The sequence below is a fragment of the Treponema sp. OMZ 857 genome, assembly GCF_024181085.1.
Lineage (GTDB): Bacteria > Spirochaetota > Spirochaetia > Treponematales > Treponemataceae > Treponema.
In genome coordinates this window covers 1,620,111-1,644,409 of sequence record NZ_CP051147.1, presented here as the reverse complement: position 1 = coordinate 1,644,409, position 24,299 = coordinate 1,620,111, and the positions used below count along the sequence as shown (strand labels likewise).

The following is a 24,299-nucleotide window of genomic DNA, read 5'->3' as shown; positions in this document are numbered from 1 at the left end:
ATTTATTCTGCAATATTAATTCCTTTCTTGATAAGTTTTTTCTTTGCTTTTTCGGAAATATAAATAACAGTGCCGTCAATAAGTTTTAAGTTTGGAAACTGTGCCAACTCTTCATCGGAAATAGATTTAATATCAAATAAGTTATCCTCGCCATCCCATTGCGGAATAAGCTGCATATTAATTTCATTTCCGCCATCAAGAAACAGCTGTGTTACCTTTGGGGCCAATTCAGCAGGAATTTCCAATTGCTGAAACCAGCTTTTTACTTCAGGTATCATTTTATCGTAGTAATCATCGGGATCTATTTCTTTTTTTGCATAATCATTGCAAAAATCATATACATCAAATTTCGGTTTAAGCAGTTCTTGTTTGTACATCAGCTCTTGGATAACAGCAAGTTTAAAATTGAAGTTTGTAAATGTCAGTACTTCACCTTTTACCTTTGGCAGCGCCCATTTACCGCTCGACACCCTCGGCGGTTTATACCAAAAACTTATATCCCGTATAGGTTCAGGTTCGGCACATACCAAATCGGCTATCTCATCGGTTTTTGATTTTCTCAAACGTTCCTGAAAAGATATTGCGCCCAGAACCGAGTTTAATTTACTCGACAATGAGCAATTTATTTTCCAATTTCCCACTTTCATTTCTAAAAATATATAAGCATCTCTCAATGTTTTTTGAGGTATAGCTTCCAAAATAGTTTTACCGTTTATCGTAAAAATGCCGGGAAACACCTGCTTTGGATTTACATCGAAAAACGAAAAATTTACTTTTTTCTCCCATTCCTTATCTTCACATATTCTTATGTCTAGTTCGCTGATACGTCCTTTGGAAACAAAACTCTTTATTCCTATATTATCCCAGATATATATTTCCTCTAAATCATCTTTACTTACTGTTCCATCAGGCGGCTTACGCAATACTTTTCTATATTCACCGAATTTCTCCGCAAGAATATCTATTGATAGGTTTCCAATAAACTCATCATTAATATACAAACCGTTTTTAGTTAAATTGATATGAAGTTTCTGTTGCGGCATAGCCGGCTGTTTATCCTGTTTATTTGATTCCCTGCTTTTTATAATACTCATTTTATAACTCCTTACCATATAATATTTCTTTAATAGCTCTTATGTCAATTTTATACCATGTTTTATTAACATACATAAGCGCATCCCATAATTGGATCTTTACTTCACTGTCATCACTATATTGTATTACTATTCTTAAATGAGGTGCAGTCATTTTAAACATCTTTCCATCATTACTCTCATCATCATGTTTTGCAGTATTTAAAATATCCGTTATTGCCTTTATATCATCATGCTTAATTGTTCGTAAGGCTGTATCCGTATTATTGGAAAACTGCATTGACACAATACCGTCAGGGTTTATGATACATTGTTTTGAAATAGTCATAAAGCTGTCCTTTCCATCAGCAGATAGTGCAAAAGTAATGAATATAAATATAGAAAATGCAATTACTTGTTTCATTCTTTCCTTTATTCGTGCGGAGGGTTTAATACCCGCCGTCATCGGCAACGCTCTGCGTCGGGGGTGTTGATTACAGCATGTTCACAATTTCAATCGTATTTTCAGATTGAAGCAGGCTGAACAGTTGTTTATAAGCACTTATGATTTTTTCTCTATTTTCTTTATCTGACAAACCTAAAATATAGCAATCGCTATTTGTATCGATAAGATATAATACCTTGTCACTCATCGAAGCAAGTCTACGGAAAACTTCCGGCGGTTCAAATTCCGTATCTTTATCCAAGTGAAGCATATTCGCTTTTATCTTTTTTGCTAATAGATTGTAACCGTATACAATATCTCCCACATCCGCCTTCCAATCGAACATTACCAAATAGTTCAAATCTATAAAATCGTTTATCAAAGAGACACAAATATCTTCTTGCTCTAATGCTGTATGGTATATTTTCTTGGCTTTTTGCGGAGATATGCCGAGTAATTTGCAAAGCGATAAAAAAGTTTGTTCCGTATCGGCAGGTAAGCTTTTGTTCCGGCAAGCAAGTTTTTCTTTTTCCTCAAAAATACGTCTGTCTTCTTCTTCAAGTATTTTTATTTGCAGTTGTCCGTATTGCGTTAAAACCGTTTTTATATTCTCAATGATTTTTTTATCAAAAACAGGGTTATTCTTTCCTATAAAATTGAACCACTCTTGTCCCTTCTTGCCTGTGATGTCATAATCATAAGAAACAATTTCACAACGCTCTCCGATTCTCACAACGGCAAAGATTTCATCTTTACAATAATCAACCATACAGATACTTTCGGGTATAAATGCCCTATGGCCGCCATTTTCGTAAAAGCGATTGGTGTATTTTGAGCTTTTAAGTGAAATACAATCAAAAATATTTTGTTCTTTAATTTGTGTCTCTATCATTTCTTGAGCCTGACTCGAAAACTTTGCATTGTTTTCCAATATCTGCCGAAAGAGTTGTATATTAAATGCCGACCCGCCTATGAGTTTTTCGTCTTTGTAGTACACCCACGACACAGTTCGGCCGATATTTTTTCCGTTCTTTTTATTATGCGTTCCGTTCAGCTGTTTGTCAGAAATTTTATTAAAAAAAATTTTATTCATTTTTCTCTCCTTATTGTTTGATTTATAAATTAATCTTATCTTCTATGTATTCAGTAATATTCAAGACCGTACCTGTATTGCTCATCATTATATTATTTCTTTGATGGTTCAAGCCCGAATCCTAAGTATACTTAATCCTTTCAACCGAGCTTCTTCATCAACTAATCCTCTTCCTTTCATATTCTATTGTATCATTTTTCCTTGTCGTTTTTAAGAGGGGCGATGAAAATCTGACAGTAGAAAAAACACCTTAAAAAGGATAGAATAGTGTCAAATATGTAATGAAATGAGAATTGTGCATGGAATGTAGTTATGGAAATGTTGATTATCGATATTTAAGGAATGACTTATCAATCGATAAGCCGGAACGTTCTGCCAGTGCATTATTTTCACAAAAGAGATACAACAAAGAAATACGGAAGAGAAACGATATGAAGTATATGGATTGGGATAATATGCATACAAGATTGGAGGCGCTATATATTTTTGATAATGCTTTGACTGACCCGTCGGAAGACGACTTGCGATTGGTAAGAAAGAAGAAACTCGACTCGAATCTCAAATATGTTATTGATAACGGAGCAGGAGATTCGTTATCTGTAATCTTTACGGAAACAGTGGTGTTGGTAAAAGGCTTTGCGCATGAAAACAGTCTGAACCAATTTGCTGCCGACGAATGGAATCAAAGTATTATAGACAAGATGTACGAAGGGCTTGACGAGAAATTGATGAATCTTTTTTCAGTAGACGAAAGGGCAGAAACGACATTTTTCATTTGGTATGATGGGGAAGTTCACCAAAATCAAACAGATGAACATGATGGAGGTTATTGGCTATTGGGATATGCTTTCGATTCGTATGAAAGATTTCGAGAATTTGTTACAGAATATTACTCTATGAAATTCGATGACAATTTGTTGAGAAAACTATATACGGATTCCGTTTTATCAGATTTTGAATTATCGGAATTGATTGCAGGATGAATAGATGTATTTTACAAATCGTTCAGAGAAATGAGAGGAGGAGCTGAAAATGATTGTAATCAATTGGTATTATCGTGTGATAAAACGACGGATGATATTGTGAAATGGTTACAAGGAATTTTCAAATAAATCAGCATTGAATGACATATACTATCAGTAAAAGGGAGGTAACAAATGCTAAAGATCGGAGAAAATCATACGTTTGAAGATGACTGGAACGGAAGACAGAGCTGTCTGATGTATTTAAAAGAAGATGGATCTGCATCATGGTCAGTGGATGTCGGATTTGCTAAAGGTAATTTTAGGGGCGAAACAATAGCACCTTCTATTTGCATAAATTGGATAGGTACAAACAAAAACTCAGCAGCAGAATTAATTGGAGAATCCTTTTCTGTAATGACAATAGAAGAAAGCGATGACAGAGAAGATTCATTTTACATTTATGAACACGAACCGATGGTTTCATACAAATTAAAAATTCTTGAAATAAGGAATAGCAAGGCTCATATCCAATGCAGTGGAATATTAATAGTGGATGGATATACTGAACCCTATGAACAGGAAAAATTTGAAATCGATAGTTGGATACCTGTTATTGAATCGCTTAAGGACTGGGAAAAATTCGGATTATAGGAAAAGTTAGGCGAGCGGAGGAACTATGAACGAGATTGAGAAATATAGGATATTGAGCGCAGGAAAAGCATTTGGTCACCGTGCCCAAATTGCTTTGTTGTTGCTTGATAGCAGCACAGCCTATGAGGAACTGAAAGAGGAAGCGGCTCAAACTTCAGTTGCCGGAAGTTACGATTGTGCCGGAGGTTTTCCATCCGAAATACTTGAAAGAATAATAACAGAGTTGATATGCCGCGATACCCGCAACACCTGGTATTTGCCTGACAATGTAAAATTTTGGGACAGGCGTTTCGGCAGTCTGTTTGAGACCAAGTTTTTTTGCTATGATGATGATGTAGAAACGTGGAGTAAGATACTTTACAAATTCTTTGTAAAACTCAAGTGGATGCCGAAAAGAGAAGATTATACTTCAACAAAAAGCTATAATAACGTTTGGGGATATTTTGCAGAACTTTTAGCGGTTGTAAAACAAAATAATCATCCCGAATTTGATAAGTATTATGAAATTGCAATCAAAAACGGAATGGCTCCGGCGGTGTTGGAAAGAAAGTTAAAAGAGCTGTCTGAAATAAAACAGTCCTTTGTCGGAGTTTAAATCAAGTAGTGAACTGACTGTTATGTGAATATGGGAGAATAATTATGAATTACTATAATTGGAATGCAAAATAAGATTGATTTATTAAACCGGATGTCGTGGTATGATAATGATTACTGAATGGATAGAAAGAATAAAGCGAAAACACAATTGTAAAGCACATTTTGGAAATGATAGTTTTCAAATGAAAGACTGTATCGTAGCTCCAGTCCACCTGATCACGGAGGAGATTTATGATAATCAAGAGTTTGATTTCTATGTTAAAACAAAATATGATGTTTACCTGCTCCGTATTATAAATAATGAATCTAAGTGCGGTGTTATTTATCCGGCAAAAATGAATGGTATTATATATATTGTAAGCAATTTACTTATTAGTAAAAACAATATAACCGAATCTATTCAAAAAACATTAAATCGATTAGAGGAATATGGCTTTCCAAATTTAAAGAACTCAAAATACAAAATCGCATTTCAAATGGAGTAATAAATTGAGCACTTACACAATGAAAGAAAAAACGTTGGTTACTCTTAAAGATGAAATATCTTTTGAATATCCGTTTTCTGATGACATGCCTATGATTTACTTAGGCAAAATAGCTAATATGCCGGAACATGGAATTTTTATAGGCAAATCGGGGAAATGCTATTTTGGATATCATATTTCAAATTTTAGAGAATTAAGCGAAGAAGAAGTATAAAAATATTAAGACAGATTGATTGGAGGACTTAATGGAATTAATTGAATACATGCGGCTAAGAAATAAAATGACACAAAAAGAATGGGAAGACTCTTTTGAGAAAAAGGAACGAGAGACTATTGTTCTAAGACACGAAGGCGGCGGCGGAAGTTTGAGAAACGGTTTTTGGGACTGGGCTGCTTATTTCTTAGCTTATGTGGACTGTGAAACAGGTGAACTGCATAAAGAAGAAGGGCGTATAGTATTTCCTGTCACAGATAAAGAAAATTTGCCATATCAATTTGAAGACGAAACCATTTACAAATTAAAGGTGCGTGCAAAGCTTCCTGAGGAAGTTCCAAACGGTGTACTACCGACAAAAAAACATTTTTTAGTTGTGGAAGTTCTTGAAAAAAATGCGGCTTGTAAGGAATTGGAAGAAATACTTGCAGAGTATAGAAAACCTATAATTTTACAAGATGATATATTAGGTGAACTGATTTATGATAAGCCTCTTAAAAGTTTTCAAGGAAGTATTATTTGGCAGGATAGAAAAATAAATATTATATTAGATGTAGATAAGGATAATAAGGGGGAAATAACAAAGGCAAAAAAAGCTCTGAAAACAATGGTGTCAGAACAGGAAAAATGGGACGTGGACCTGCGTAGTTTTGCTGCCCAAAAGCTTACAAAACTTGCCTACGAATGGGCAGAATCTGATAATGAAACTTCTGAAATTACAGAAGAAAGTTTTGCAAAAAGAATTAGTCTAAGTTTGATTTGTATGATATCAGGCGGTTCATTTGCTGCCTATTTTGATGATGACGACCTTTTCTTCGGGCATTGTATCACAGTCTGCGGAAGCTTAAAGAAGGGCGTTGTATCGGCTGATATTGAGGGATAAAACATATACTGATATTTATGGTAATGAAAGGAAAAAATGGAAAAACAAGTGCTTATAAATCAATGGTTGCATGAGCAGGAAATAGCTCATATTAAAGGCTGGGATTTCTCACATATTAGAGGAAGATATAAAGAAGAGGATGATCTCCCATGGGATTTTGAAAATATTATAAAATCCCATTTGAATGATACAGATTATTTATTGGACATGGAAACTGGAGGCGGCGAATTTCTTTTGTCTTTTATGGTAAACGCTAAACATACTGCTGCGATTGAAGGATATGAACAAAACATCAAAATATGTGAGGACAGACTTCTTCCTTTAGGAATAGATTTTAAATCATGTGACGGAGGCGATATTCTTCCTTTTGAAGATAATTACTTTGACATTATTACTAACAGACATGGTAAATATAATATAAAAGAGATTAAAAGAACTCTTAAAAGCGGAGGTGTATTTCTTACGCAGCAAGTCGGTGCAGAAAATGACAGGGAACTTGTAGAGCTTTTGATAGGTGATGTTGAAATTCCGTTTCCGGAAGCTTATTTAAATATTGCAAGACAGGAATTTGCTGATAACGGATTTGACATTGTGGAAGAAGATGAAGTCTACAGACCGATAGAGTTTTATGATGTAGGTGCACTGGTTTGGTTTGCTAGAATTATTGATTGGGAATTTCCCGGATTTGAAGTGGAGAAATATCAAAACAACCTTTTTAAAGCACAGGAAATTCTTGATAAAGAAGGTATAATTAAAGGGAAAATTCATAGATATTATTTTGCGGCTAAAAAGAAATAATAAATTTTAGTTTGTTTTTGAGTAAAACAGTAAGCTATAGGAGATTAATATGAATCGGCATGATAATTTTGATTTCACTTTGGTCTGCACTGTAAAATTTTATAGAGGAAAGAGAAGCTTACCGCCTGATTTGAGTAATGGAAAATATTGTCCTCATTTTATGATAAAAACAGATACAAGATATTTGGGTATTTGTTTTATTGAAGGGCAGAAAGCGGACTTTGAGACTTTAGTAAAAAGTCTGGTTGTACCATTGTATGAAGAGGTTGATTATTCCGGATTAGTCTGCGGAACTGAGTTTTATATAATGGAAGGCCAAAATAAAGTTGGAGAAGGAACTATAGATGAAATTATTTAATGATACAAGTGTCAAATACTTTTGATACCCACATAGTACAATGGAAACTTAATAATTTGGGATTATAACTAAGGAGAAGAATAATGGCAAAGAAAAGAATTACCTTACCTAAAAATTTTGATGAACTGATTACAGCAGGAGATGTTGAAGCTCTTAAAGCCGTCTATGATAAATGTGAGCTTACCGCTCATAACGGTAGATACAGCCTCGATACGGCACTTCATTTTGGCGATGTTCCTGATGAACTTGTTATCTGGCTCGTAGAACAGGGCTTAGATGTAAATACACTCGATTATTATGGGCGTACACCATTATATAAACATGCCACTCTGGGCAGAGATACTGTAAAACTGCTGTATGAATTAGGAGGAGATATACAAAAACCTGATACATATGGGAATACACCTCTGCATACGGCAGCAGGATTTTTCCGACCTAAGATAGTAAGTTTTTTGATTGAAAAAGGTGCAGATGTTAATGCAAAAAATGATATGGGACGAACTCCTTTAGCCGAAGCTCTTGCTACTTGCAGAAATATTAATATTGTACAGGCGGCAGAAATTGCAGAAATGCTGATAAAGACAGGTGCTGAGGTAGTACCTGAAATGACGGAAAGAGTCGAAATAATCGGTAAGGATTTTGAATTTCACAGAGAAAATTTTAATAAAGATTATCTGGCTGAAACAGAAGCGGGGCTTGAAAAACTCTATGCACTATTTGATGTAAAGCCTGCTCCAAAACGTAAGATACATGACGGCGTTTCTCCCATTATTGTAAAGGCGGGTTCTTGGAAGGAGCAATACGATGAACTCTGGGATATGCTGATTCCTTCAAGCGGAGCTGCAAAAACAGTACAAGGCGAAGTTATCCGTATAACAGGCAGGGTGCAGGATGAGCTGTATAGAAACGGCGGAGTAAACTGGGATAAGAATTATAGAAATATGCTTAATTCTCTGCCAAATCATTTTGCTTCAGGTACGCCGCTTTCTGAGAAAGATCTGGAAGAAACCAAAGAGCTTATTTCAAGCATACGTGCAAACGGTGAGGATGAAGATGCTATAACGGATCGTTTGTGTGAACTTTCAGTTCTCTGGGTGATTTCAAATCCGACACCTATTCCTTTAGGAAAAACAAATTATAACAGATGATTGAGAATATAAACTTATAAAAATAGTTCTTTGAGGCGGCAAAAATAATGAATCTAAGTGCGGTATTATTTATCCGGCAAAAATGAATGGTATTATATCCGTTTTCTGATGACATGCCTATGATTTACTTAGGCGAGATAGCTAATAGGCCGGAACATGGAATTTTTTATAGGCAAATCGGGGAAATGCTATTTTGGATATCATATTTCAAATTTTAGAGAATTAAGAGCGAAGATGAGATATAAATAACGAATGACGACATATTAACGTTGCACGAAATAATGAACATACTATTTAAGAATAGAGGGATATTCCCAATATAATCACAGCATCAGCAATAGAAGAAGGTAAGAAAATGGTTCGTGATGATACCGCAAAAGGATGTTTTGCTATAGACGATTTTCTGAAAGCATTGGAAAAATAAAATGGATATGAATCAATACTTGCAAGAGACTACAATGCTGGATTTTTCAAATCCGGACATTCAAAAATTAATAGAAGTAAAACATTGGAAGGAACAAAATAAATTTGACTGCCTTAAAGCTATTTATAACTTTGTAAGAGATGATATCGCATTCGGGTATAATACAGATGATGGTATCAGCGCATCTAAAGTTCTTAAGGACGGATACGGTCAATGCAATACAAAAGGAACACTCTTCATGGCTTTGTTGCGTGCCTGCGAAATTCCTTGTCGAGTTCATGGTTTTACCATAGACAAACAATTACAGAAAGGAGTAATGGGCGGATTTGTTTATAAAAATGCGCCGAAGAATATATTTCACAGTTGGGTTGAAGTATATTTTGAGGATAAGTGGTATGAACTTGAAGCCTTTATACTGGATCAAAAGTATTTATCAAAACTGCAAAAACAATTTGCAAACTGCACCGGTTTTTTCTGCGGTTATGGTGTTGCGGTAAAAGATTTCCGGCATCCAATAATTGATTTTGACAGGAACAACACGTACATACAGAGCGAAGGAATTGTTCAAGATTTTGGAGTATGGAATTCTCCTGATGAATTGTTGAAACATCATCATCAGGAAGTGTCAGGAATAAAAGCCTTTGCTTACAAACATTTAGGAAGGTATTTGATGAACTGCAATGTAAAGAAAATAAGGAATACCTGAATTACGGGTTAGTAAAGATAGGAAAGAAACCTATGACAGATAACTATATTACGTTCAGACTCTATGTGCCGATCGGTATAATGACCCTCTTAATCGTTATGTTGTTTTTTCACAGGCACCATACGCTTAAATACTTATACATCCTCAACTTCTTCTGCTTGCTTGCGGCTGTATTCGTCTATCTTATTTTTAGAAAATATCCTGTAGGATATGAGTATCCTAATTTATACAGGGAATTTTATCACTGAAAAGCGGATAATATATAATTAAAGGAGATTATGAGAAATGGCAATAGACGGTGTAAAAATTATAGACAGTGACGATGGGTATGACATTTACAATACTATAGTAGAACGATATAAAGACGGTGAAAATATCGACACAATAATTGAAGATATTTTAAATGACGAGAATAATTTTTGTATAGATTCATTTTACACGGAGATTTACTGGACTGCATTCGCTTATTCTTTGTGGAAGGTCGGACATTTGTCTGAGAAGATAAAGAATAAGGCATTAACAATAATTGCAAAAGGTGCTGATGATTTCTGGCTTGAAATTGACGGCAAAGCTTTAAAGCAAAGACAGAAGGCTCTTGATAAACTGGCAGTACAGCTGCAAAGTGAAAATCAGAAACCGATTAAGGTACCGAAGGCAAAAATTAAACGAAATCCGTATTTTAACGTGGGAGAAGTGCTTGCAGTTAAATTTGAGAATGAGTACGGCGTCGTTTTTGTTTCAGATGTTGACCAGACACCAAGAAAAATAGAATATCATTTAGCTTGTACGCGCTTGCTGCAAAAAGATGAGCCGACTATGGATGATTTTTTGAATAGCGAAATTGCCTGCAAGAAACAAAATACGAAATATGCTCTGGATACGGATTGCTGGTTTAATCACAAAGATTTAGGACTTCTATTAGATAAACTTGAAAAGATAGGTGAAGTCGTTTTTGAAGATTATTCTTTAGGACTATTAGCGCCTGCGCATACATTGGAGAATATATACGAAGAAATTACCGCCGACAAGAAGATTTGGCAACTTCGCTTTATAGAAACCTATCATTTGATAAAAGAAATTAACATAATATAGTAGATACATACATGATGAGAAAATTTGAATTTGTGGCAGGAACACCAAAAAGCGAAATGATTATGGGATTATGCTTTCCGATAAGCGTTATGTTTCCTATATTACTAACCTACCTGCTGTTATTTTATTCTGGAATGATTACTTACAAAATTCATCCGCTATTTAAATTTTTAGTGTTTTTACCTGCATTTGTTATATCATATCTTATTATAAAAAAAATTCGTAAAAGTGTAGCAAAAAAATTTATTGTTTATATCGATAAGCTTAATATAAGAATTTTAGAAAATGAAAAAGAAATTATAGCCGGTAAAATCTCATTTTGTAAAATCAAATCGAATCATGATAAATTGCTAAAGGTTGATATAGGAATTGATAACCGGAAAATATCATTTATATCAAGACCGAAAGAATACAAAACAATTATAGGCGCTACATCCTTCAATCCTTTCGGGATAAGCGATATATCAGACATGGCTCAATTATTGACTTTGGAAAAGGTGGTACAAGATCTTATTGAAAAACAAGAGGAAAATTAGATTGACTGGCAGAAATGAATAGCGCATGTTTACATCTCCCTAATTCATCCATTTTTTCATTATTTCAGTAAAATCGGAAATCATTAAATTAAAATCATAATTCAGTATTTTCTTTTTTTGTTTTTCTGCAATAGTTTTAAGCGCAATTAAAAAATACTCTGCCAGTTTTTCTTTTTGCTGACGATGTGTTAATAGGCTGAATTCTTTTTCAAAATGTATAACTACCTCTATCTTGCCTGTATCTGCTCTAAATGGCCCGTATTGAAATCGGGGACGCAAGTAATATCCGTTTTCGGAAATTTCTTCTTTTGTGTATAATTTCTGCAATTCTTTTGCAGCTTCTTGACTTGATAATTTACGTCCTGATTCATCGATGATATAGTTTGTTTTACAATGAGCATTATCATAATAGCTGAAAGCGCATTTTAAGAAAATGCAATTTACGGCTTTGCCATATTTTTCGGGACGCATCTTTTTATTTAATTCGTCCTGAAGTTTTTCTTTAATGCTTTCTATAACCGGTTTTGAATTTTCATAACAGTTGGATATTGTGCGCACAATCCAAACAGGATTTTTGGGAATCCAATTGCGTTGACTTTCAATTTTTATGTCTTCTATATTCTCGGTTACAAGGTAATCCCAACACATCGATTGCTTCTTGTCTTTGCGGTCGGGAGCGGGGTAATAGAAAGTTCTACCCTGTTCCATCGTAAATCCCGTTTTTCTTTTTGACCATATTGCCTCGACAAACCGGAGCTCTCCGAATCTGTTGTAAAAAAAGGTGCGGGGGTTACCGTTAAAAAACACACTTCTTGATGCTTCCAAAGGTTCATAATTTCCCCAGCCGATTACGGCAAGACATTCACAAAGCCGCACCGCCTTGTTCCACTCCGAGACGCTTTTATAATCCGCATATTTTAAAAACTCGGCAAAAAGTTTTTCACGTATGTTTTCAATAGAGTTTTGAGAATGTAAAAAATCTTCCAGCTCCGATAAGTCGTTAATTGCATAAATTTTGTTCATATTTGCCATCCTTGTCTTTCGGATAGTCCATACCGACAGGCAAATAAGGGGTTCCTAAAAACTTGGAACTTTTTATATCCGTTGTTTCACTGTCGTTTAGGGCTGTCGCAAGAATTTCTACAGAACGCTGCCTGTATTTTTGTAAAGCGGTTTTGTATTCTTTCAGAAAATCGGGAATTTGTTTCATGATTATACTCCTTATATTTAATCCTCCTTATATTTAATCCTTACTTAAAAATCTGACAGCCGATTTGCGAGCCTTTTCTATTTTTACCGCATCTTCATTTTCAACAGCGATAGACGATATCCATTTTTTACCGAATAAACTTTGTGCCGACTCTATCATTACGCCGCATGCAAAAAGGTCTTTTTCCACAGCGATTGCCTGTCTAAAAACATCTTTTACATCCGGGAGTATTGTTTGACTATGCAGTCTGTTACATGATAATTGCCATAGCCCCGAAGCTGACCATGCACGGCAAAGACTATCCTCGTCGTGAAGCATTCTGTCATTAAAAATACCAATCTCTTGTGCTGTCCCAACCCACCCGACAGCTATCAACGCTTTCCGCCTCAGAACACAGTCCTTCGTATTTGTAAGCGAAACAAGTATCGGCACAAGACGATTGCATACAGCCGTATAAAAATCGCGATGTTTCAACCTTACAAGAATTTCGGCAATGAGATAGGCGGTGAAGACCCGTATTTTTTCGGTTGAAGCTTTGTTTATAGCTGCAAAAAGAAAATCAATTCCCGCTAAATCGTGTTTATCGAAACTGTTACCCAAATGCAACGGATCATCTCGCTCCCAGTCTTCGCAAATCAATTCGTAATGATAAGCAATCTCATTACTGCCGCCTAAATCGGCTATAAAACCGATACATTCGCTAAGAGGAAAACCGGCTCTTTGTAACTCGGCATACTTTTTTTGCAAATCTTCTTTTGTAAGATTTTGACGGCGTAACCGCTCCGCTTCAAGTTCTTGTAAAATCTTTTCCTTCCTTTAACATATCTTCAAAAAAAGGGAGAGGGTCTGCATGCTCCATTTTTAAATTATGAATATAAGAATTGTTTTGCATACAATATCACTCCTTGCATATTTTTAGCAAATTGTGTTTTACAGCTTATATCTTTCCATCATATCAATCAGTACCGAGGCTGTATCAATTTCTTGTGAAAGTAAATCGTCAAACTCTTCTTCAAGCTCATCTTGTCTGTCACAAATCCATGATAAAAATTCTTTTGATTTTTCATAGTTTTGATGAATAAAATAATATTCACCTAAAATACATTTTGCAGATGTAACACTGGCAAGATCATCATCGAGTTCGATTACCTTATTCAAAGTTTCCAAGGCTTCATCATGCAATTTTCTATTTAGTTGCAGTATGCCCTTTTTTAGATATAATTCTCCGTTCATCTTTTTACCCCTATAAAAACTTTTTACAAGGATTATTAAATCCTGAAAAAAGTTTTTTCAAATGTGTGCCGGAAAGCACACATATATAATAATACGATGTTTGCCTGAAAGGAAAACTCGAAGATAAACAGTGAGGCTGAATTTCTGCCGAACTGTTTATCGTGCCTCCATATATTTATTCTACCATCTTTTAGCAATTTTGTAAGTGTACTATTCTTTTATATTGTTACCTTCCTTGCAAGATTATCAAAAACGCTGTCAAAAAAATAAAGAGAAAAAATAACAATAATGGGAATGATGATAAGTTCAATGTAGTATAGTTTAGCCGAAATTGTATTTTGTTGAAAAATTTTTATTTTTCTTGTAAGCTGACTAATAGCTAAAAACAAATTCGTTATTATAAACGATACTAAAAATCTATAGCTCTCGATAACAATATCAAAAGAAAAGATAAGAGTTCCGGTAAAAACCCCTGTCTTTGGGAGATAGTACCCGATGATATACACCGCAATATTTAGCATGATGTAGTTCAAAAAAGTTTTAAGATGTTTATTTTCAATTTTCGGAAATAAATCGGGAAGTCTGCCCCAAAGAGGAGCCGAATCATTATATCTTCTTTGCTTTATCAGTATGAAAAATCTTGTGATTAACACTATATCGGCTGTAAAAAATAAAAGAGTAAAAATTACTATTACTGTTGTAGTTACAATTTTATTCATATTAATTTCTAAAGATATGCGGAAAATTTACTGTGAACACTTCCTGTTCTTTGGAAGAAAGATTCTCGAAGTCTTTATTTATCATTGCGAATATCTTTTTTACAAATTCATTTTCAGAATCCTCGGCTAAGTGAGTAATCGTTAAAACAGTTGCGCCGTCCAAATAATTCGGAAACATCTTTTAATCCTAAAAATCCCGTGTCGTATCAAAAATTTCCAAGAGTTTTTCTTTATTGATAGATAGAGAAGGCGGTATTAAATCTAAAAGGTCTGTAAGAGCACAATAGATATCCTCTCTTTCTACTGTTTCAATAAAATATTTGCGTTTGTCCATCTTATTAAAGGTTTCAGTGTATGCCCTCACCAAAGCTTCGGCAGTCTGAGTAGCTTCGATCGGCGAGCTTTGTTCCAATTTGAGGATTTCGGCTCTTGTTTTTTTATATAAATCGGCTGCTTTTTTGGCATTGGCTGCAGAAATATTTTCTTGTCCGTCCCATGAGCGGAACGGATTATCAAGGTTCTGCGCCAACCATTCCGGTTTTCGCGGCTTTTGTATCCAAAGATCAAGCCCGTCTTCTTTTCTCTTTTTATAAAGCTGTTTAGCTTTTTTGGCTGCATTTTCCGGCAGGCTGCTCATCCAAAACCAATGTAAGTTAGGTAAATGTTCCGGCTCCGGAATGTCTTCGGCAGAAAAACCGAATAAATCAACCGTAGTAAAGCCCTCCAGTTTTGTAAACCGGGATAGCATAGAAAGGTTAGAAAGAATACCGGGTTTGCCCCATAGCCGCAATTCCTTCAGCATCGGATATGCTTTTAAAATATCGGCTACATCAAGTTCTGTAATCTCTGAGCAATGCAGTTTGCCCAAGTCTTTTAGCCCCTGTATTTTAGGCACTATTTCAGTTGCTGTTAAAAGTAATAAAGCTCCGTTTTCAACAGCATGTATTTTACAGTTATTTGTTACTTCACCTAACAGAATAAGTTCTTCCAATTCGTTATTCAGATAAAGGTCTTCCACACCGTTCATATCAATGGAAAGCTTATGTAAATGCGTATTGGAAAAATCCAATCTTTTTTGCTGATGATTTTCAAGTACCAGCTCATCTAAAAACGGACATGATTGTAAATATTCATATAAACCGGTATGCCATTTTTTACATGCCAAATAGGATAAGCATGGAAAGGCTTTTAATTCCAGCACATTTTCAAAAGGAACATCATCATGTATGCGATGTCTGGAAACCGCCATTTCTTTTCCGGCAAATATAATTTTTTCCTTACTGCTCTCCGCTTTTTTAAACGCATCTCTTTGCTCTTTAGGAATTTCCTGCCATTTAAGTTGACGATATACTTCGTATCCGTTTCCCCAAGACATTGCATAGGTATTTGTGCTTTCATCGGTTAATGGCTGCATGTTACCGATTAACATATGGTTCGCAGGCACCATGACATCAACATTACAAAGATGCAGACCACGTTTCCAGTACATAAAGTCCTGATAAAGCGGCTTTAGTAAAGGTAATTCTTCCTCTTTGAGAGGCTGTTCACCCGACCAATCTAACCAGAGCAGCACTGCTTTCGGTCTTTTCTCACCTTCCTCTATCTTGGTTATTTGGCACGCAGTATATTTTTTTAAATATGAATTATACACACAGTATACATCGCCGGTTTTAGCTTTCATAATTTATCCTTTTTTAATTATATCACAGTTTCCGTTCTTTGATAAATTTATCCAAATATAATTTATCTACGCTGATCCATTCAATGCTTTCTTTCCCATTTTTATAATTGCGATATTGGAATATCATCTCATCCCTTGTTTGAAATAATGCATTCACAGTCCAATTTTTTTCTAAATCATCTATTTTACAATCAATAATAAGTTCATCAATTAATTCAAGTGCGGATAAATCAAATACATAGCACTTCCCTTCAGTGGTACAAAATATTCCGAACCTATCATTGATTTTCTGTACATTGGATAATGAATCTTCTTTGAACAAAGAATATGTCTTTTCAGCAATCGGTGTAAAATCCGAGGAAAAAATTTTAAAAAAAACCGAACTGTAAAAATCAGCAAGCAAAGCATATTTACCGAAGCTAAACATATAAGATAAATTCTCCGGAAACTTATATATTATTTTCAGCTCATTATTGTTTAATTCTATGCAATAATCTTGAGAACCGTCTTGTCCTGCTGCAAAGGATACTACTATGCGATTGTCTTCATTTAAACTTGTAAAAGCTATATCTGAATCGCTTAATGCATCTTCCATTTTTATAGAAGCAATTTTGTTTGCAGCTTTATCGAATACCATTATGCGTACACAATTTTCGTCCAGCCGTTTTGCAGCCCAAATAATCTTATTTGTATGAGGCGACTGATAGATAATGTCAGCTTCGCAGCTTATTATTTTTTTAATCTCGGCACTTGGTTTTCTGTTGATGCTCTCTAAAAAACAATCTTTAGTTTTGCTATAGAATTTAACATAAATCACAGTTTGTTGCTTTCTCTCTAATCCTCATCTGTTTTGTAAGTGCCGATGAAGACAAATTTCTCGGGATTATTCTTAATGTAATCTATCAGTTTATCGCCAAAGTCCTCGTTTGAATAGAAGAATTGTAACATTTCCAATCGCTAACTTTCCCAATCAATGGCTATGATCTTTGCATCTTCCCCGAATTTTACGCAGAGTATTTCATCGCTTTCATCAGGTGCAATCATAAAATCCATTGTGATGTGCGGCTTTTCACTGTCAATCCATAAGCCTACATTCGTTATCTTCATCTTACTTACAAACTCGATAATATCACTCGGCAAATCTTCCAGTCCGCATTCTTCAATATGAAAGTCGATATAGTAACTGTCATCGTTTAAATATGCTACAAGTGCTTTTCTTGCTTCTTTTATTTTATCGTCTATGTTCTCAAGAAACTGAGCATAAAGGTCGAGTATGCCGGTAGACATTTCTACATTTTTAGCGAGCCAAAGCCATGTGTCTATCCCTTGAATCTCTTTTTCCCAAATTACTTCTACATCATCTGTTGTCGCAAGATTCAACTGACCGAAGTATTGATGTTCCATTTTTTTCATAGTTTCACCTCCTATAAAAACTTTCTATAAGTATACTAAAAAATGAGACTTTTGTCTGTGGACATATATATTGATAGATACTATATTATATACGATGATTATTTTGCAAAAGAATTCGAGGGGTTTGTCATCGAATATATTTTTTCTGGATAAAAATGGTGATGTATATTTGATTTTGAAGCCGCAATAATAAAAAATCTTTTGTATTATCTTCTCTTCTAACTAACGTTCCCAATCAATTTATTGAATCTCAGTTAAGAACTGGGAAAACTTCGGATTATAAGATACAGTCCACTCAACTGACTTATTTTATAATAATACAAACAAAAGATAGCGGTAAACTTTATTGTAAGAGAGAAAAATTATGCAGGTAAAATTAGATAAAATTTCTGACTGGACTATTACATGCTTTATGTTAAAACAACGGTGCATATCAATATGCTCCCATCAATGCAAAAAATCATTTTGTACGAGGGAAAGATGAATTTGTTATCTGGGCTAGCGGCAATGAAAGCACGAGCTACGAAATCGTTTGGATAAAGGCAGGGCAATGGTCATTCATTCCATCTCCCGCATAAAAGAAAAGTTGGAAAGACTTGCGCAAAAACGTGGCTTGAGAGGAAAATTCAGTGCTCCAAGAAAAGGCAAAGATAGAAAACAACAAGTTGATGTTTACTTTAACTTTATAGGGAATTGTCAAGTGCCGCAGAAAGTCAATATAGAAAAAATGGTTTAAAAATGATATAATAATACCAATATTGAGTGAAACAAATTAGAATTTGATGAGGACAATCAAGGTGAATGAATTTAATGAATATGTTCGCGATAGTTTTTCTGAATCCGGCGATATTGTCATAAAATCTATGATGGGCGGATACCTTGTATATTTTAACGGTAAGCTGATAGGGGACATTTGCAATAATGAATTGTTTTTAAAGAGAACGCCGACATCGGACAGGCTGCTCGCAGATTCCGAACTGCGTTATCCGTATGAAGGTTCAAAGACCCTGATGCATGTATTTGATAGTTTTGATGATAAAGCTCTAATTCTGGAACTTCTGGATGGTATGTATGCTGAACTTCCGGAAAAGAAACCCGCGAAAGCCAGATAAGAAAGACAAATTCCAGTTTTTTAGAGATAAAAATTACAGTTTGTCGAAATGAAATAATTAAATAAAAACTATACCTTATCAACTTACGAAACAGTAAATCAAATCGGTTTGCTGTTTTTTTATTGCTCAAAATCAAGAAGAAAGGACAGAAAGAGGCAAAGGTAAAAGTGCAGTAGCAGCTTCCGCCTACGTATCCATCGAAATATCGAACCAATCGGATTCTTCGGAAATAAGCCATTCAAGTCCGCGTCTTCGCTCCATCAAAACATCGGGATTCAAATCTTTAATTTCCGTTTCCGGACGGAGTCGCTTTTCTTCCGTTGCCCAATGGTAACGGTAGTGAAGATCGAGCATATCCAGTATTTCTTCTATCCCGCGGAGCCTGCACTGTGCTTTAAACGCAGCTTTCCCATCGGTGTCGCCGACCAGTTTTATCGCTCTCTCCACATCACAGATGTCATTCGGATACGAAATATCCTCGACCAAGCCCAAAGCCCACACAAGCGACCAATAAGCTTCATAAGTCCAACAGACATCGATGACATCCTGTTCGCTGTATGTTCCGTCAAAAAGTCGTTTTTCTTTTTCCAAAAGGCAGTCTGATACTTCGTAGTTTTCAAGCAAACGTAAAAACAGTTCCTTCGATTCTTCATACCCTTGCTCATTATGAATGTCTTCGGCCAATTGAATTGATAAAAGACATGCGATGGCTCTGTCGCAGATTTCTTCAAGGCTTTTAAGCTTTGCCTCTTTTGATGATTCCACCAAGGGCAGCGCTTCCATACAGGCAATGCCCATCCCCTTTATTTTTGCATTCGATTTTTCACGACGATCTTCAGGTCTTATATACATAATAGTTCTCCTGTTTTTTGCTTACGTTGCCATTATATCAAAAACTGAACTCATTGATAACTGCTGGAAAAGCTCCTTCAACATGGTATAATATTAGCTTAGCACATTTGACTTGATAAACAGACCGAAATATGATGCAGTTTTATTCAAATGAATTTTATCACTGAAAAGCGGATAATGTATACGGAATAAAGCGTTGCAAAAGGAGCTGTACATTATGAGAAGGATAACATTTCAATGCAATAAATATTCACCCGGTGTACTGTATATTATGGTGTTATTCGGAGTAACAGTCGGGCTTTTGACTTTTTATGCATTTCTTGTGTTCTCCGGTATTGAGAAAGGACCGGAAGATGGACCACTCTATTTCAGAGAACATCCCATGCATGCTGTTTATATGATATTCGGTTTAATTCCTATTACTATGTCGCTGCCGGCATGGATTGCTGCAAAATGTTGGAGCAGCAAGGAGGAAGAAGCACAGCTTGAACTATATGAAGATCATGCCGTTTTATATTGGAAAAATAAAGAATTCCTCATCAAAAGGGGAGCGGTAAATATTAAGATTCCCAAACCACAACCTTATTGGTATAAAACTTACGTATTAAAAATACCGAGACACAGAGTTGTTTTGGTTGGCTCTATAAAGGAAACAAAAGAAAAGAGAAGAAGGCGACTTTCTTTGGATGTTGCAATGCAGGAACTCTCAGCTTACAAAAAGTAAAAAGCCGTATACAGCCTTATATAATCGGTCGATAAGGGATAATCCGCCCTGGAGTAGGATTACGATGAACGGATTATTGGGGTAACTAACGTTCTTTTTGGCAAACAAAAAGAATTTCTTGACAATATTTTCTTTATCGGTTTATAATCGTCATATCACTACGGCATGGTACTTTCTAACAAAAAATCGATAATATTTTTGTGGATAATGCCGTCTCTGCTGAAATCAAAACGATCTAATGATAGCACGTATTTGGGGAAATTGTCTGTAATCGTTTTATATATTCCGAATTCCCGTTCCCGTGTTTGTTCATCGCTTAACATATAAGCAACTTGATAATAAGAGAGCTGATTATTCTTTTGTGCGATAAAATCGATTTCTCTGTCTTTTAGTTTTCCGATTTTTACTTCGTATCCTCTTGAGGCCAGTTCTACAAATACAATGTTTTCCAGTGTTCTTTCTATATCTTTTGTATTGGAAAATCCTTGTGCTTGCCGGAAGCCGTGATCGGTTACATAATATTTTTCGTCTACTTTCAGGATCTTTTTACCTGCCATATCATAGCGGGGTACTTTTTTAATGATAAATGCGTTTCGGCAATATTCCAAATAATTTAAAACGGTATCGATTGAAACAGTCCTTTTCTCATTTTTAAAATAGTTTTTGATGCTGTTCGCCGAAAAAGTATGCCCGATATTTTCGAGCACATACGATAAGATACGATTAAAAATATCGACATCTCGAATGTTATTGTACTGTAATACGTCTTTGACCAATACGGTGTTATACACATCGCTTAAATATTTAAAACACGGAGTTTCCTCCAAATTAAAATACCGTAAAAAAGGCATTCCGCCAATCTGCACATATGTATCGAATAGCGCTTCATTTGAAAGCTGCGTATCTTTAAACGCTTGTGTGAATTCGTCGAAGGTAAACGGATAAATTTCAAATGCCGTATATCGCCCCGAAAGCAGGGTAGCAAGGTCTCCCGAAATAAGCGTTGAATTTGAACCGGTTATATAAATATCACAGTTTTTATCCACGCTGAGGCTGTTGATAACCTTTTCCCAGCCTGTCACCATTTGTATTTCGTCAAAGAAAAAATAGATTTTGGTATGTATGTTTTGTATGCGCGGCTGTAAATAGGCATGCAAAGCCTTTGCAGTCGTTATATCAAAAAAATCTGCCGATTCAAAATTGAGATAGAGTTTGTTTTCAGCGGGTATATTTTTTAGAATTTCGTCTTTTATCATCATTAAAAGTGTTGATTTTCCGACTCTTCTCATACCGGTTAATACTTTAATAACCGGCTTGTCTACAAATTGCGCAATCTGTTGTATATATTTAGGTCTGATAATCTGACTCACAAAACCACCTCTATTAATTTCGATTATAGTCGAACTATTTAATAAAATCAATATAATTTTCGACTATAATCGATAAATTATAGTAACTTCATGCTATTTCGATTACAGTCGAAATAGTCTTCTCACGACATTGAAGGCATCGCTAAAGACCTCTTAAAAAGGATCATGAAAAAAGATAAAATAAGGTATGAACGGCAGAATATCGGCTTTACCGGATAAAACAAAAATACGATATGGTAAATTTTTGACGGTACTCTTTTTTACGTATGCCGCACTTTTTTTATTTCCATTGAAAATTGTGCCGAAAAATGTGCCCTATTCGTATGCGCTTTATGATAAAACGGGTGTCCTGCTCGGTGCATCGGTTGCTTCGGACGGTCAGTGGCGTTTTTCACCCGGCGAGGTTCCCGATAAATTTGCTCAAGCGGTTATTGTTTTTGAGGATAAACGTTTTTATTATCATCTCGGTGTTGATCCGATTGCCATAGTGCGTGCGGTTGTGTCCAATATACGGGCGGGACGGATTGTTTCGGGAGCCTCGACGCTTACGATGCAAACCATGCGGCTGCTTGCAGGGAATAAGCCGCGTACATTCGGACAAAAGTGTCGGGAATCTTTCCTCGCGGTTATGGCGGAAATCCGGTTGGGAAAGGCGAAAATCTTATCGCTGTATGCCGCTCATGCGCCGTTCGGGGGAAATGTCATCGGCATTGAGGCTGCTTCTTGGCGATATTTTAACCGTTCGCCGGCTTCGCTGACATGGGCGGAGGCGGCAACGCTTGCCGTACTGCCGAATCAACCTTCGCTGGTGCATCCGGGAGCAAACAGAGCTGTTTTGCTCAAAAAGCGTAATACATTGCTGCAAGAGCTTTATGCGAGAGGGCGTATCGATGCACAAACGCTGGAGCTTTCGCTTGCGGAACCGCTGCCGGCAAAGCCGTACCCGCTGCCTTCAGGCGCCCCTCATTATTTGGAATTGTTAAAGAAAACGAACCAGTCAGCGGCGCGGTTTTACACTGATTTGGATTCCGGTCTGCAAAAAAATCTCTACCGGATTCTGGAACGGCATTCGCGTGAACTTTCCAGAAAAGGGATCGATAATGCTGCAGCGCTGATTATCGAAACCGCTACCGGAAAAGTGCTCGCATACTGCGGCAACACGGGGCTTGACGGCCGGAATGGAACTACATCGGCAGTAGATATTGTGCAGGCGCGGAGAAGTTCCGGCAGCTTGTTAAAGCCGTTCCTTTATGCGGCGATGCTGGACAGCGGCCGGTTATTGCCGGATCAACTCGTCATTGATATTCCGACCCGTATCGGCAGCTATAAACCCGATAACAATGTGCCGCTCTACCGCGGGGCAGTTCCTGCTTCCGAAGCGCTTTCACGCTCGTTAAATATCCCCGCCGTTAGAATGCTTCGTGAATATGGGATCAGTCATTTCCTCGACTATCTGAAGCGGTGCGGTTTTACCACCTTTACGCGGTCGGCCGACGAATACGGCCTGCCGCTCATCCTCGGCGGCGGTGAGATTACGCTCTACGAAGCGGTATATGCCTATGCACAGCTTATGAACGCTGCATGCGGCCGGAGCGGGTACTCCGGTGAACACGTCTTTCCCGTATCAGCTGGCGCTGCATGGTTGACGCTCAAGGCCTTGGCCGAGGGGGTGCGTCCCGATGATGAATCGCTCTGGCGCGTTTTTGCCGGTTCCAAAAGAATCGCATGGAAAACCGGTACCAGCAACGGAAACCGCGACGGCTGGGCAATCGGAACCACAGAAGCATATACGGTCGGTGTGTGGTTCGGCAATGCGGAAGGACAGGGGAGGCAAGACCTCCAAAGTATCCGCACGGCAGCGCCGGTGTTGTTTGAAATTTTTGCTTCCCTTCCCGCAGCCCATTGGCCTGCGGCACCATCCGAGAATGTAAAGGAAGAAACTTTCTGTGCCGATTCCGGATATATGGCGGGACGGTACTGCAGCCGTATCGTAAAGGGTTTTCGTCCCGCTCAAGCGCCGCAGGGTACGCTTTGCCCGTATTGCACCGCCGTATCGTTTACCCCAGACGGAAGATTTCAGGCTGATATGTCGGACATGACGGGGGTATACGAAGGCCGGTTTCCGCTCATTCAAAACCGCTTTGTATTGCCGCCGGCAGTAGAGTATTATTATACCCGGTTTGCAGCGACGTATAAAAAACTGCCGCCCTTCGTTGCGGGGCACCAAGGCGCTCATCCTTCGCAGTTGGCAATTTTATTTCCCGAGCAAGGGGCGCGTATCGTTATTCCGATAGAAATCGACGGCAGTGCGGGCGCCATGATTATGCAGGCTGCTGCGCGTGATATCGGCACGGTTATCTATTGGGATATCGATGGCGTATATCTCGGCAGTACGCAGGGAACGCACACAATGACCGTTCGGCCTAAGATCGGTACCCATGTTCTTACCGTAACCGATTCGCTCGGCGCCCGCCGTGTCCGCACCTTCGAAATCCTCGACGCGGGATAAGTTCATCA

31 protein-coding genes are annotated in these 24,299 nt (G+C 36.9%); 17 read left to right on the top strand and 14 right to left on the bottom strand.

Annotated elements, in window-relative coordinates; genetic code table 11:
- Nucleotides 1-2: 2 nt before the first annotated feature.
- The 3 genes from E4N66_RS07450 to E4N66_RS07440 all read right to left on the bottom strand — a co-directional run bounded on the left by E4N66_RS07450 (nt 3) and on the right by E4N66_RS07440 (nt 2,611).
- Nucleotides 3-1,094 carry a DUF6892 domain-containing protein gene (locus E4N66_RS07450; RefSeq protein ID WP_253727506.1) on the bottom strand — a complete coding sequence of 364 codons (1,092 nt, stop codon included), beginning with the start codon at nt 1,092-1,094 and terminating at the stop codon, nt 3-5.
- Between the two features lies 1 nt (nt 1,095).
- Nucleotides 1,096-1,497 carry a hypothetical protein gene (locus tag E4N66_RS07445; RefSeq protein WP_253727505.1) on the bottom strand — a complete coding sequence of 134 codons (402 nt, stop codon included), beginning with the start codon at nt 1,495-1,497 and terminating at the stop codon, nt 1,096-1,098.
- A gap of 70 nt (nt 1,498-1,567) precedes the next feature.
- On the bottom strand, nt 1,568-2,611 hold the full coding sequence (locus E4N66_RS07440; RefSeq protein ID WP_371922406.1) for a DUF6630 family protein: 1,044 nt from the start codon (nt 2,609-2,611) through the stop codon (nt 1,568-1,570).
- A gap of 299 nt (nt 2,612-2,910) precedes the next feature.
- Here E4N66_RS07440 and E4N66_RS07435 point away from each other — a divergent pair, with 299 nt between their 5' ends.
- The 13 genes from E4N66_RS07435 to E4N66_RS07380 all read left to right on the top strand — a co-directional run bounded on the left by E4N66_RS07435 (nt 2,911) and on the right by E4N66_RS07380 (nt 11,468).
- Entirely contained in the window at nt 2,911-3,594 is a 684-nt protein-coding gene (locus E4N66_RS07435; RefSeq protein ID WP_253727503.1) for a hypothetical protein, read from the top strand.
- 174 nt (nt 3,595-3,768) lie between these two features.
- Entirely contained in the window at nt 3,769-4,227 is a 459-nt protein-coding gene (locus E4N66_RS07430; RefSeq protein WP_253727502.1) for a hypothetical protein, read from the top strand.
- 25 nt (nt 4,228-4,252) lie between these two features.
- Nucleotides 4,253-4,822: a hypothetical protein gene (locus E4N66_RS07425; RefSeq protein WP_253727501.1), complete on the top strand. Its 570-nt coding sequence runs from the start codon at nt 4,253-4,255 to the stop codon at nt 4,820-4,822.
- A gap of 103 nt (nt 4,823-4,925) precedes the next feature.
- The gene (locus tag E4N66_RS07420) at nt 4,926-5,309 is read left to right on the top strand and encodes a hypothetical protein (RefSeq protein WP_253727500.1); all 384 of its coding nucleotides are present in this window, start codon (nt 4,926-4,928) and stop codon (nt 5,307-5,309) included.
- A gap of 19 nt (nt 5,310-5,328) precedes the next feature.
- The gene (locus E4N66_RS07415) at nt 5,329-5,523 is read left to right on the top strand and encodes a hypothetical protein (RefSeq protein ID WP_253727499.1); all 195 of its coding nucleotides are present in this window, start codon (nt 5,329-5,331) and stop codon (nt 5,521-5,523) included.
- Nucleotides 5,524-5,554: 31 nt separating this feature from the next.
- A complete protein-coding gene (locus E4N66_RS07410; RefSeq protein ID WP_253727498.1) occupies nt 5,555-6,406 on the top strand; it encodes a DUF2262 domain-containing protein in 852 nt (283 codons plus the stop codon).
- Between the two features lie 36 nt (nt 6,407-6,442).
- Entirely contained in the window at nt 6,443-7,204 is a 762-nt protein-coding gene (locus tag E4N66_RS07405; RefSeq protein ID WP_253727497.1) for a class I SAM-dependent methyltransferase, read from the top strand.
- 49 nt (nt 7,205-7,253) lie between these two features.
- On the top strand, nt 7,254-7,562 hold the full coding sequence (locus E4N66_RS07400; protein ID WP_253727496.1) for a hypothetical protein: 309 nt from the start codon (nt 7,254-7,256) through the stop codon (nt 7,560-7,562).
- Nucleotides 7,563-7,645: 83 nt separating this feature from the next.
- The gene (locus E4N66_RS07395; protein WP_253727495.1) at nt 7,646-8,710 is read left to right on the top strand and encodes an ankyrin repeat domain-containing protein; all 1,065 of its coding nucleotides are present in this window, start codon (nt 7,646-7,648) and stop codon (nt 8,708-8,710) included.
- A 425-nt stretch (nt 8,711-9,135) separates the two neighbouring features.
- The gene (locus tag E4N66_RS07390) at nt 9,136-9,840 is read left to right on the top strand and encodes a transglutaminase-like domain-containing protein (protein WP_253674338.1); all 705 of its coding nucleotides are present in this window, start codon (nt 9,136-9,138) and stop codon (nt 9,838-9,840) included.
- A 32-nt stretch (nt 9,841-9,872) separates the two neighbouring features.
- Nucleotides 9,873-10,088: a hypothetical protein gene (locus tag E4N66_RS13140; RefSeq protein WP_371921826.1), complete on the top strand. Its 216-nt coding sequence runs from the start codon at nt 9,873-9,875 to the stop codon at nt 10,086-10,088.
- A 37-nt stretch (nt 10,089-10,125) separates the two neighbouring features.
- Complete coding sequence (locus E4N66_RS07385) at nt 10,126-10,932, top strand: hypothetical protein (protein ID WP_253674339.1); 807 nt, start codon at nt 10,126-10,128, stop codon at nt 10,930-10,932.
- An 11-nt stretch (nt 10,933-10,943) separates the two neighbouring features.
- Entirely contained in the window at nt 10,944-11,468 is a 525-nt protein-coding gene (locus E4N66_RS07380; RefSeq protein ID WP_253674340.1) for a hypothetical protein, read from the top strand.
- A gap of 39 nt (nt 11,469-11,507) precedes the next feature.
- Here the strand turns inward: E4N66_RS07380 and E4N66_RS07375 are convergent, their stop codons facing one another.
- The 9 genes from E4N66_RS07375 to E4N66_RS07335 form a co-directional block, all read right to left on the bottom strand.
- Nucleotides 11,508-12,491: a hypothetical protein gene (locus E4N66_RS07375; RefSeq protein ID WP_253727494.1), complete on the bottom strand. Its 984-nt coding sequence runs from the start codon at nt 12,489-12,491 to the stop codon at nt 11,508-11,510.
- Entirely contained in the window at nt 12,469-12,678 is a 210-nt protein-coding gene (locus tag E4N66_RS07370) for a YwqG family protein (protein ID WP_253727493.1), read from the bottom strand. The genes E4N66_RS07375 and E4N66_RS07370 overlap by 23 nt, the downstream gene beginning before the upstream one ends.
- Before the next feature lie 33 nt (nt 12,679-12,711).
- Nucleotides 12,712-13,482, bottom strand: coding sequence for a HEAT repeat domain-containing protein (locus tag E4N66_RS07365; RefSeq protein ID WP_371922462.1), 771 nt, complete (start codon nt 13,480-13,482; stop codon nt 12,712-12,714).
- A gap of 126 nt (nt 13,483-13,608) precedes the next feature.
- The gene (locus tag E4N66_RS07360; RefSeq protein WP_253727492.1) at nt 13,609-13,911 is read right to left on the bottom strand and encodes a hypothetical protein; all 303 of its coding nucleotides are present in this window, start codon (nt 13,909-13,911) and stop codon (nt 13,609-13,611) included.
- 218 nt (nt 13,912-14,129) lie between these two features.
- Complete coding sequence (locus E4N66_RS07355) at nt 14,130-14,630, bottom strand: hypothetical protein (protein WP_253727491.1); 501 nt, start codon at nt 14,628-14,630, stop codon at nt 14,130-14,132.
- Nucleotide 14,631: 1 nt separating this feature from the next.
- Entirely contained in the window at nt 14,632-14,808 is a 177-nt protein-coding gene (locus E4N66_RS07350; RefSeq protein WP_253727490.1) for a hypothetical protein, read from the bottom strand.
- A gap of 9 nt (nt 14,809-14,817) precedes the next feature.
- Nucleotides 14,818-16,311: a gliding motility protein gene (locus E4N66_RS07345; protein WP_253727489.1), complete on the bottom strand. Its 1,494-nt coding sequence runs from the start codon at nt 16,309-16,311 to the stop codon at nt 14,818-14,820.
- Between the two features lie 22 nt (nt 16,312-16,333).
- Nucleotides 16,334-17,128: a hypothetical protein gene (locus E4N66_RS07340; protein WP_253727488.1), complete on the bottom strand. Its 795-nt coding sequence runs from the start codon at nt 17,126-17,128 to the stop codon at nt 16,334-16,336.
- 140 nt (nt 17,129-17,268) lie between these two features.
- A complete protein-coding gene (locus E4N66_RS07335; RefSeq protein ID WP_253727487.1) occupies nt 17,269-17,724 on the bottom strand; it encodes a DUF2004 domain-containing protein in 456 nt (151 codons plus the stop codon).
- A gap of 532 nt (nt 17,725-18,256) precedes the next feature.
- On the opposite strand from E4N66_RS07335, the gene E4N66_RS07330 reads away from it, so the two are divergent.
- Nucleotides 18,257-18,460, top strand: coding sequence for a hypothetical protein (locus E4N66_RS07330; protein WP_253727486.1), 204 nt, complete (start codon nt 18,257-18,259; stop codon nt 18,458-18,460).
- A gap of 61 nt (nt 18,461-18,521) precedes the next feature.
- Nucleotides 18,522-18,836 carry a TfoX/Sxy family protein gene (locus E4N66_RS07325; RefSeq protein WP_253727485.1) on the top strand — a complete coding sequence of 105 codons (315 nt, stop codon included), beginning with the start codon at nt 18,522-18,524 and terminating at the stop codon, nt 18,834-18,836.
- A gap of 186 nt (nt 18,837-19,022) precedes the next feature.
- Here the strand turns inward: E4N66_RS07325 and E4N66_RS07320 are convergent, their stop codons facing one another.
- The gene (locus E4N66_RS07320; RefSeq protein WP_253727484.1) at nt 19,023-19,688 is read right to left on the bottom strand and encodes a DUF4272 domain-containing protein; all 666 of its coding nucleotides are present in this window, start codon (nt 19,686-19,688) and stop codon (nt 19,023-19,025) included.
- 217 nt (nt 19,689-19,905) lie between these two features.
- Between E4N66_RS07320 and E4N66_RS07315 the strand changes: the two genes are divergently transcribed.
- Nucleotides 19,906-20,412 (top strand): hypothetical protein, encoded by a 507-nt coding sequence (locus tag E4N66_RS07315; protein WP_253727483.1) that lies wholly within the window; start codon nt 19,906-19,908, stop codon nt 20,410-20,412.
- Between the two features lie 158 nt (nt 20,413-20,570).
- Here the strand turns inward: E4N66_RS07315 and E4N66_RS07310 are convergent, their stop codons facing one another.
- The gene (locus E4N66_RS07310) at nt 20,571-21,782 is read right to left on the bottom strand and encodes an ATP-binding protein (protein ID WP_253727482.1); all 1,212 of its coding nucleotides are present in this window, start codon (nt 21,780-21,782) and stop codon (nt 20,571-20,573) included.
- 187 nt (nt 21,783-21,969) lie between these two features.
- Here E4N66_RS07310 and pbpC point away from each other — a divergent pair, with 187 nt between their 5' ends.
- On the top strand, nt 21,970-24,291 hold the full coding sequence (gene pbpC, locus E4N66_RS07305) for a penicillin-binding protein 1C (protein ID WP_253727481.1): 2,322 nt from the start codon (nt 21,970-21,972) through the stop codon (nt 24,289-24,291).
- Nucleotides 24,292-24,299: the final 8 nt, after the last annotated feature.

What these genes read in the sequence shown, in the direction of transcription:
- E4N66_RS07345 (WP_253727489.1), bottom strand. Translation starts at nt 16,311, where the DNA reads ATGAAAGCTAAAACCGGCGATGTATACTGTGTGTATAATTCATATTTA.
- E4N66_RS07425 (WP_253727501.1), top strand. Translation starts at nt 4,253, where the DNA reads ATGAACGAGATTGAGAAATATAGGATATTGAGCGCAGGAAAAGCATTT.
- E4N66_RS07420 (WP_253727500.1), top strand. Translation starts at nt 4,926, where the DNA reads ATGATAATGATTACTGAATGGATAGAAAGAATAAAGCGAAAACACAAT.
- E4N66_RS07320 (WP_253727484.1), bottom strand. Translation starts at nt 19,688, where the DNA reads ATGTATATAAGACCTGAAGATCGTCGTGAAAAATCGAATGCAAAAATA.
- E4N66_RS07355 (WP_253727491.1), bottom strand. Translation starts at nt 14,630, where the DNA reads ATGAATAAAATTGTAACTACAACAGTAATAGTAATTTTTACTCTTTTA.
- E4N66_RS07390 (WP_253674338.1), top strand. Translation starts at nt 9,136, where the DNA reads ATGGATATGAATCAATACTTGCAAGAGACTACAATGCTGGATTTTTCA.
- E4N66_RS07415 (WP_253727499.1), top strand. Translation starts at nt 5,329, where the DNA reads ATGAAAGAAAAAACGTTGGTTACTCTTAAAGATGAAATATCTTTTGAA.
- E4N66_RS07375 (WP_253727494.1), bottom strand. Translation starts at nt 12,491, where the DNA reads ATGAACAAAATTTATGCAATTAACGACTTATCGGAGCTGGAAGATTTT.
- E4N66_RS13140 (WP_371921826.1), top strand. Translation starts at nt 9,873, where the DNA reads ATGACAGATAACTATATTACGTTCAGACTCTATGTGCCGATCGGTATA.
- E4N66_RS07430 (WP_253727502.1), top strand. Translation starts at nt 3,769, where the DNA reads ATGCTAAAGATCGGAGAAAATCATACGTTTGAAGATGACTGGAACGGA.
- E4N66_RS07385 (WP_253674339.1), top strand. Translation starts at nt 10,126, where the DNA reads ATGGCAATAGACGGTGTAAAAATTATAGACAGTGACGATGGGTATGAC.
- E4N66_RS07395 (WP_253727495.1), top strand. Translation starts at nt 7,646, where the DNA reads ATGGCAAAGAAAAGAATTACCTTACCTAAAAATTTTGATGAACTGATT.
- E4N66_RS07440 (WP_371922406.1), bottom strand. Translation starts at nt 2,611, where the DNA reads ATGAATAAAATTTTTTTTAATAAAATTTCTGACAAACAGCTGAACGGA.
- E4N66_RS07360 (WP_253727492.1), bottom strand. Translation starts at nt 13,911, where the DNA reads ATGAACGGAGAATTATATCTAAAAAAGGGCATACTGCAACTAAATAGA.
- E4N66_RS07450 (WP_253727506.1), bottom strand. Translation starts at nt 1,094, where the DNA reads ATGAGTATTATAAAAAGCAGGGAATCAAATAAACAGGATAAACAGCCG.
- E4N66_RS07405 (WP_253727497.1), top strand. Translation starts at nt 6,443, where the DNA reads ATGGAAAAACAAGTGCTTATAAATCAATGGTTGCATGAGCAGGAAATA.
- E4N66_RS07445 (WP_253727505.1), bottom strand. Translation starts at nt 1,497, where the DNA reads ATGAAACAAGTAATTGCATTTTCTATATTTATATTCATTACTTTTGCA.
- E4N66_RS07400 (WP_253727496.1), top strand. Translation starts at nt 7,254, where the DNA reads ATGAATCGGCATGATAATTTTGATTTCACTTTGGTCTGCACTGTAAAA.
- E4N66_RS07335 (WP_253727487.1), bottom strand. Translation starts at nt 17,724, where the DNA reads ATGAAAAAAATGGAACATCAATACTTCGGTCAGTTGAATCTTGCGACA.
- E4N66_RS07435 (WP_253727503.1), top strand. Translation starts at nt 2,911, where the DNA reads ATGGAATGTAGTTATGGAAATGTTGATTATCGATATTTAAGGAATGAC.
- pbpC (WP_253727481.1), top strand. Translation starts at nt 21,970, where the DNA reads ATGAACGGCAGAATATCGGCTTTACCGGATAAAACAAAAATACGATAT.
- E4N66_RS07380 (WP_253674340.1), top strand. Translation starts at nt 10,944, where the DNA reads ATGATGAGAAAATTTGAATTTGTGGCAGGAACACCAAAAAGCGAAATG.
- E4N66_RS07350 (WP_253727490.1), bottom strand. Translation starts at nt 14,808, where the DNA reads ATGTTTCCGAATTATTTGGACGGCGCAACTGTTTTAACGATTACTCAC.
- E4N66_RS07370 (WP_253727493.1), bottom strand. Translation starts at nt 12,678, where the DNA reads ATGAAACAAATTCCCGATTTTCTGAAAGAATACAAAACCGCTTTACAA.
- E4N66_RS07315 (WP_253727483.1), top strand. Translation starts at nt 19,906, where the DNA reads ATGAGAAGGATAACATTTCAATGCAATAAATATTCACCCGGTGTACTG.
- E4N66_RS07410 (WP_253727498.1), top strand. Translation starts at nt 5,555, where the DNA reads ATGGAATTAATTGAATACATGCGGCTAAGAAATAAAATGACACAAAAA.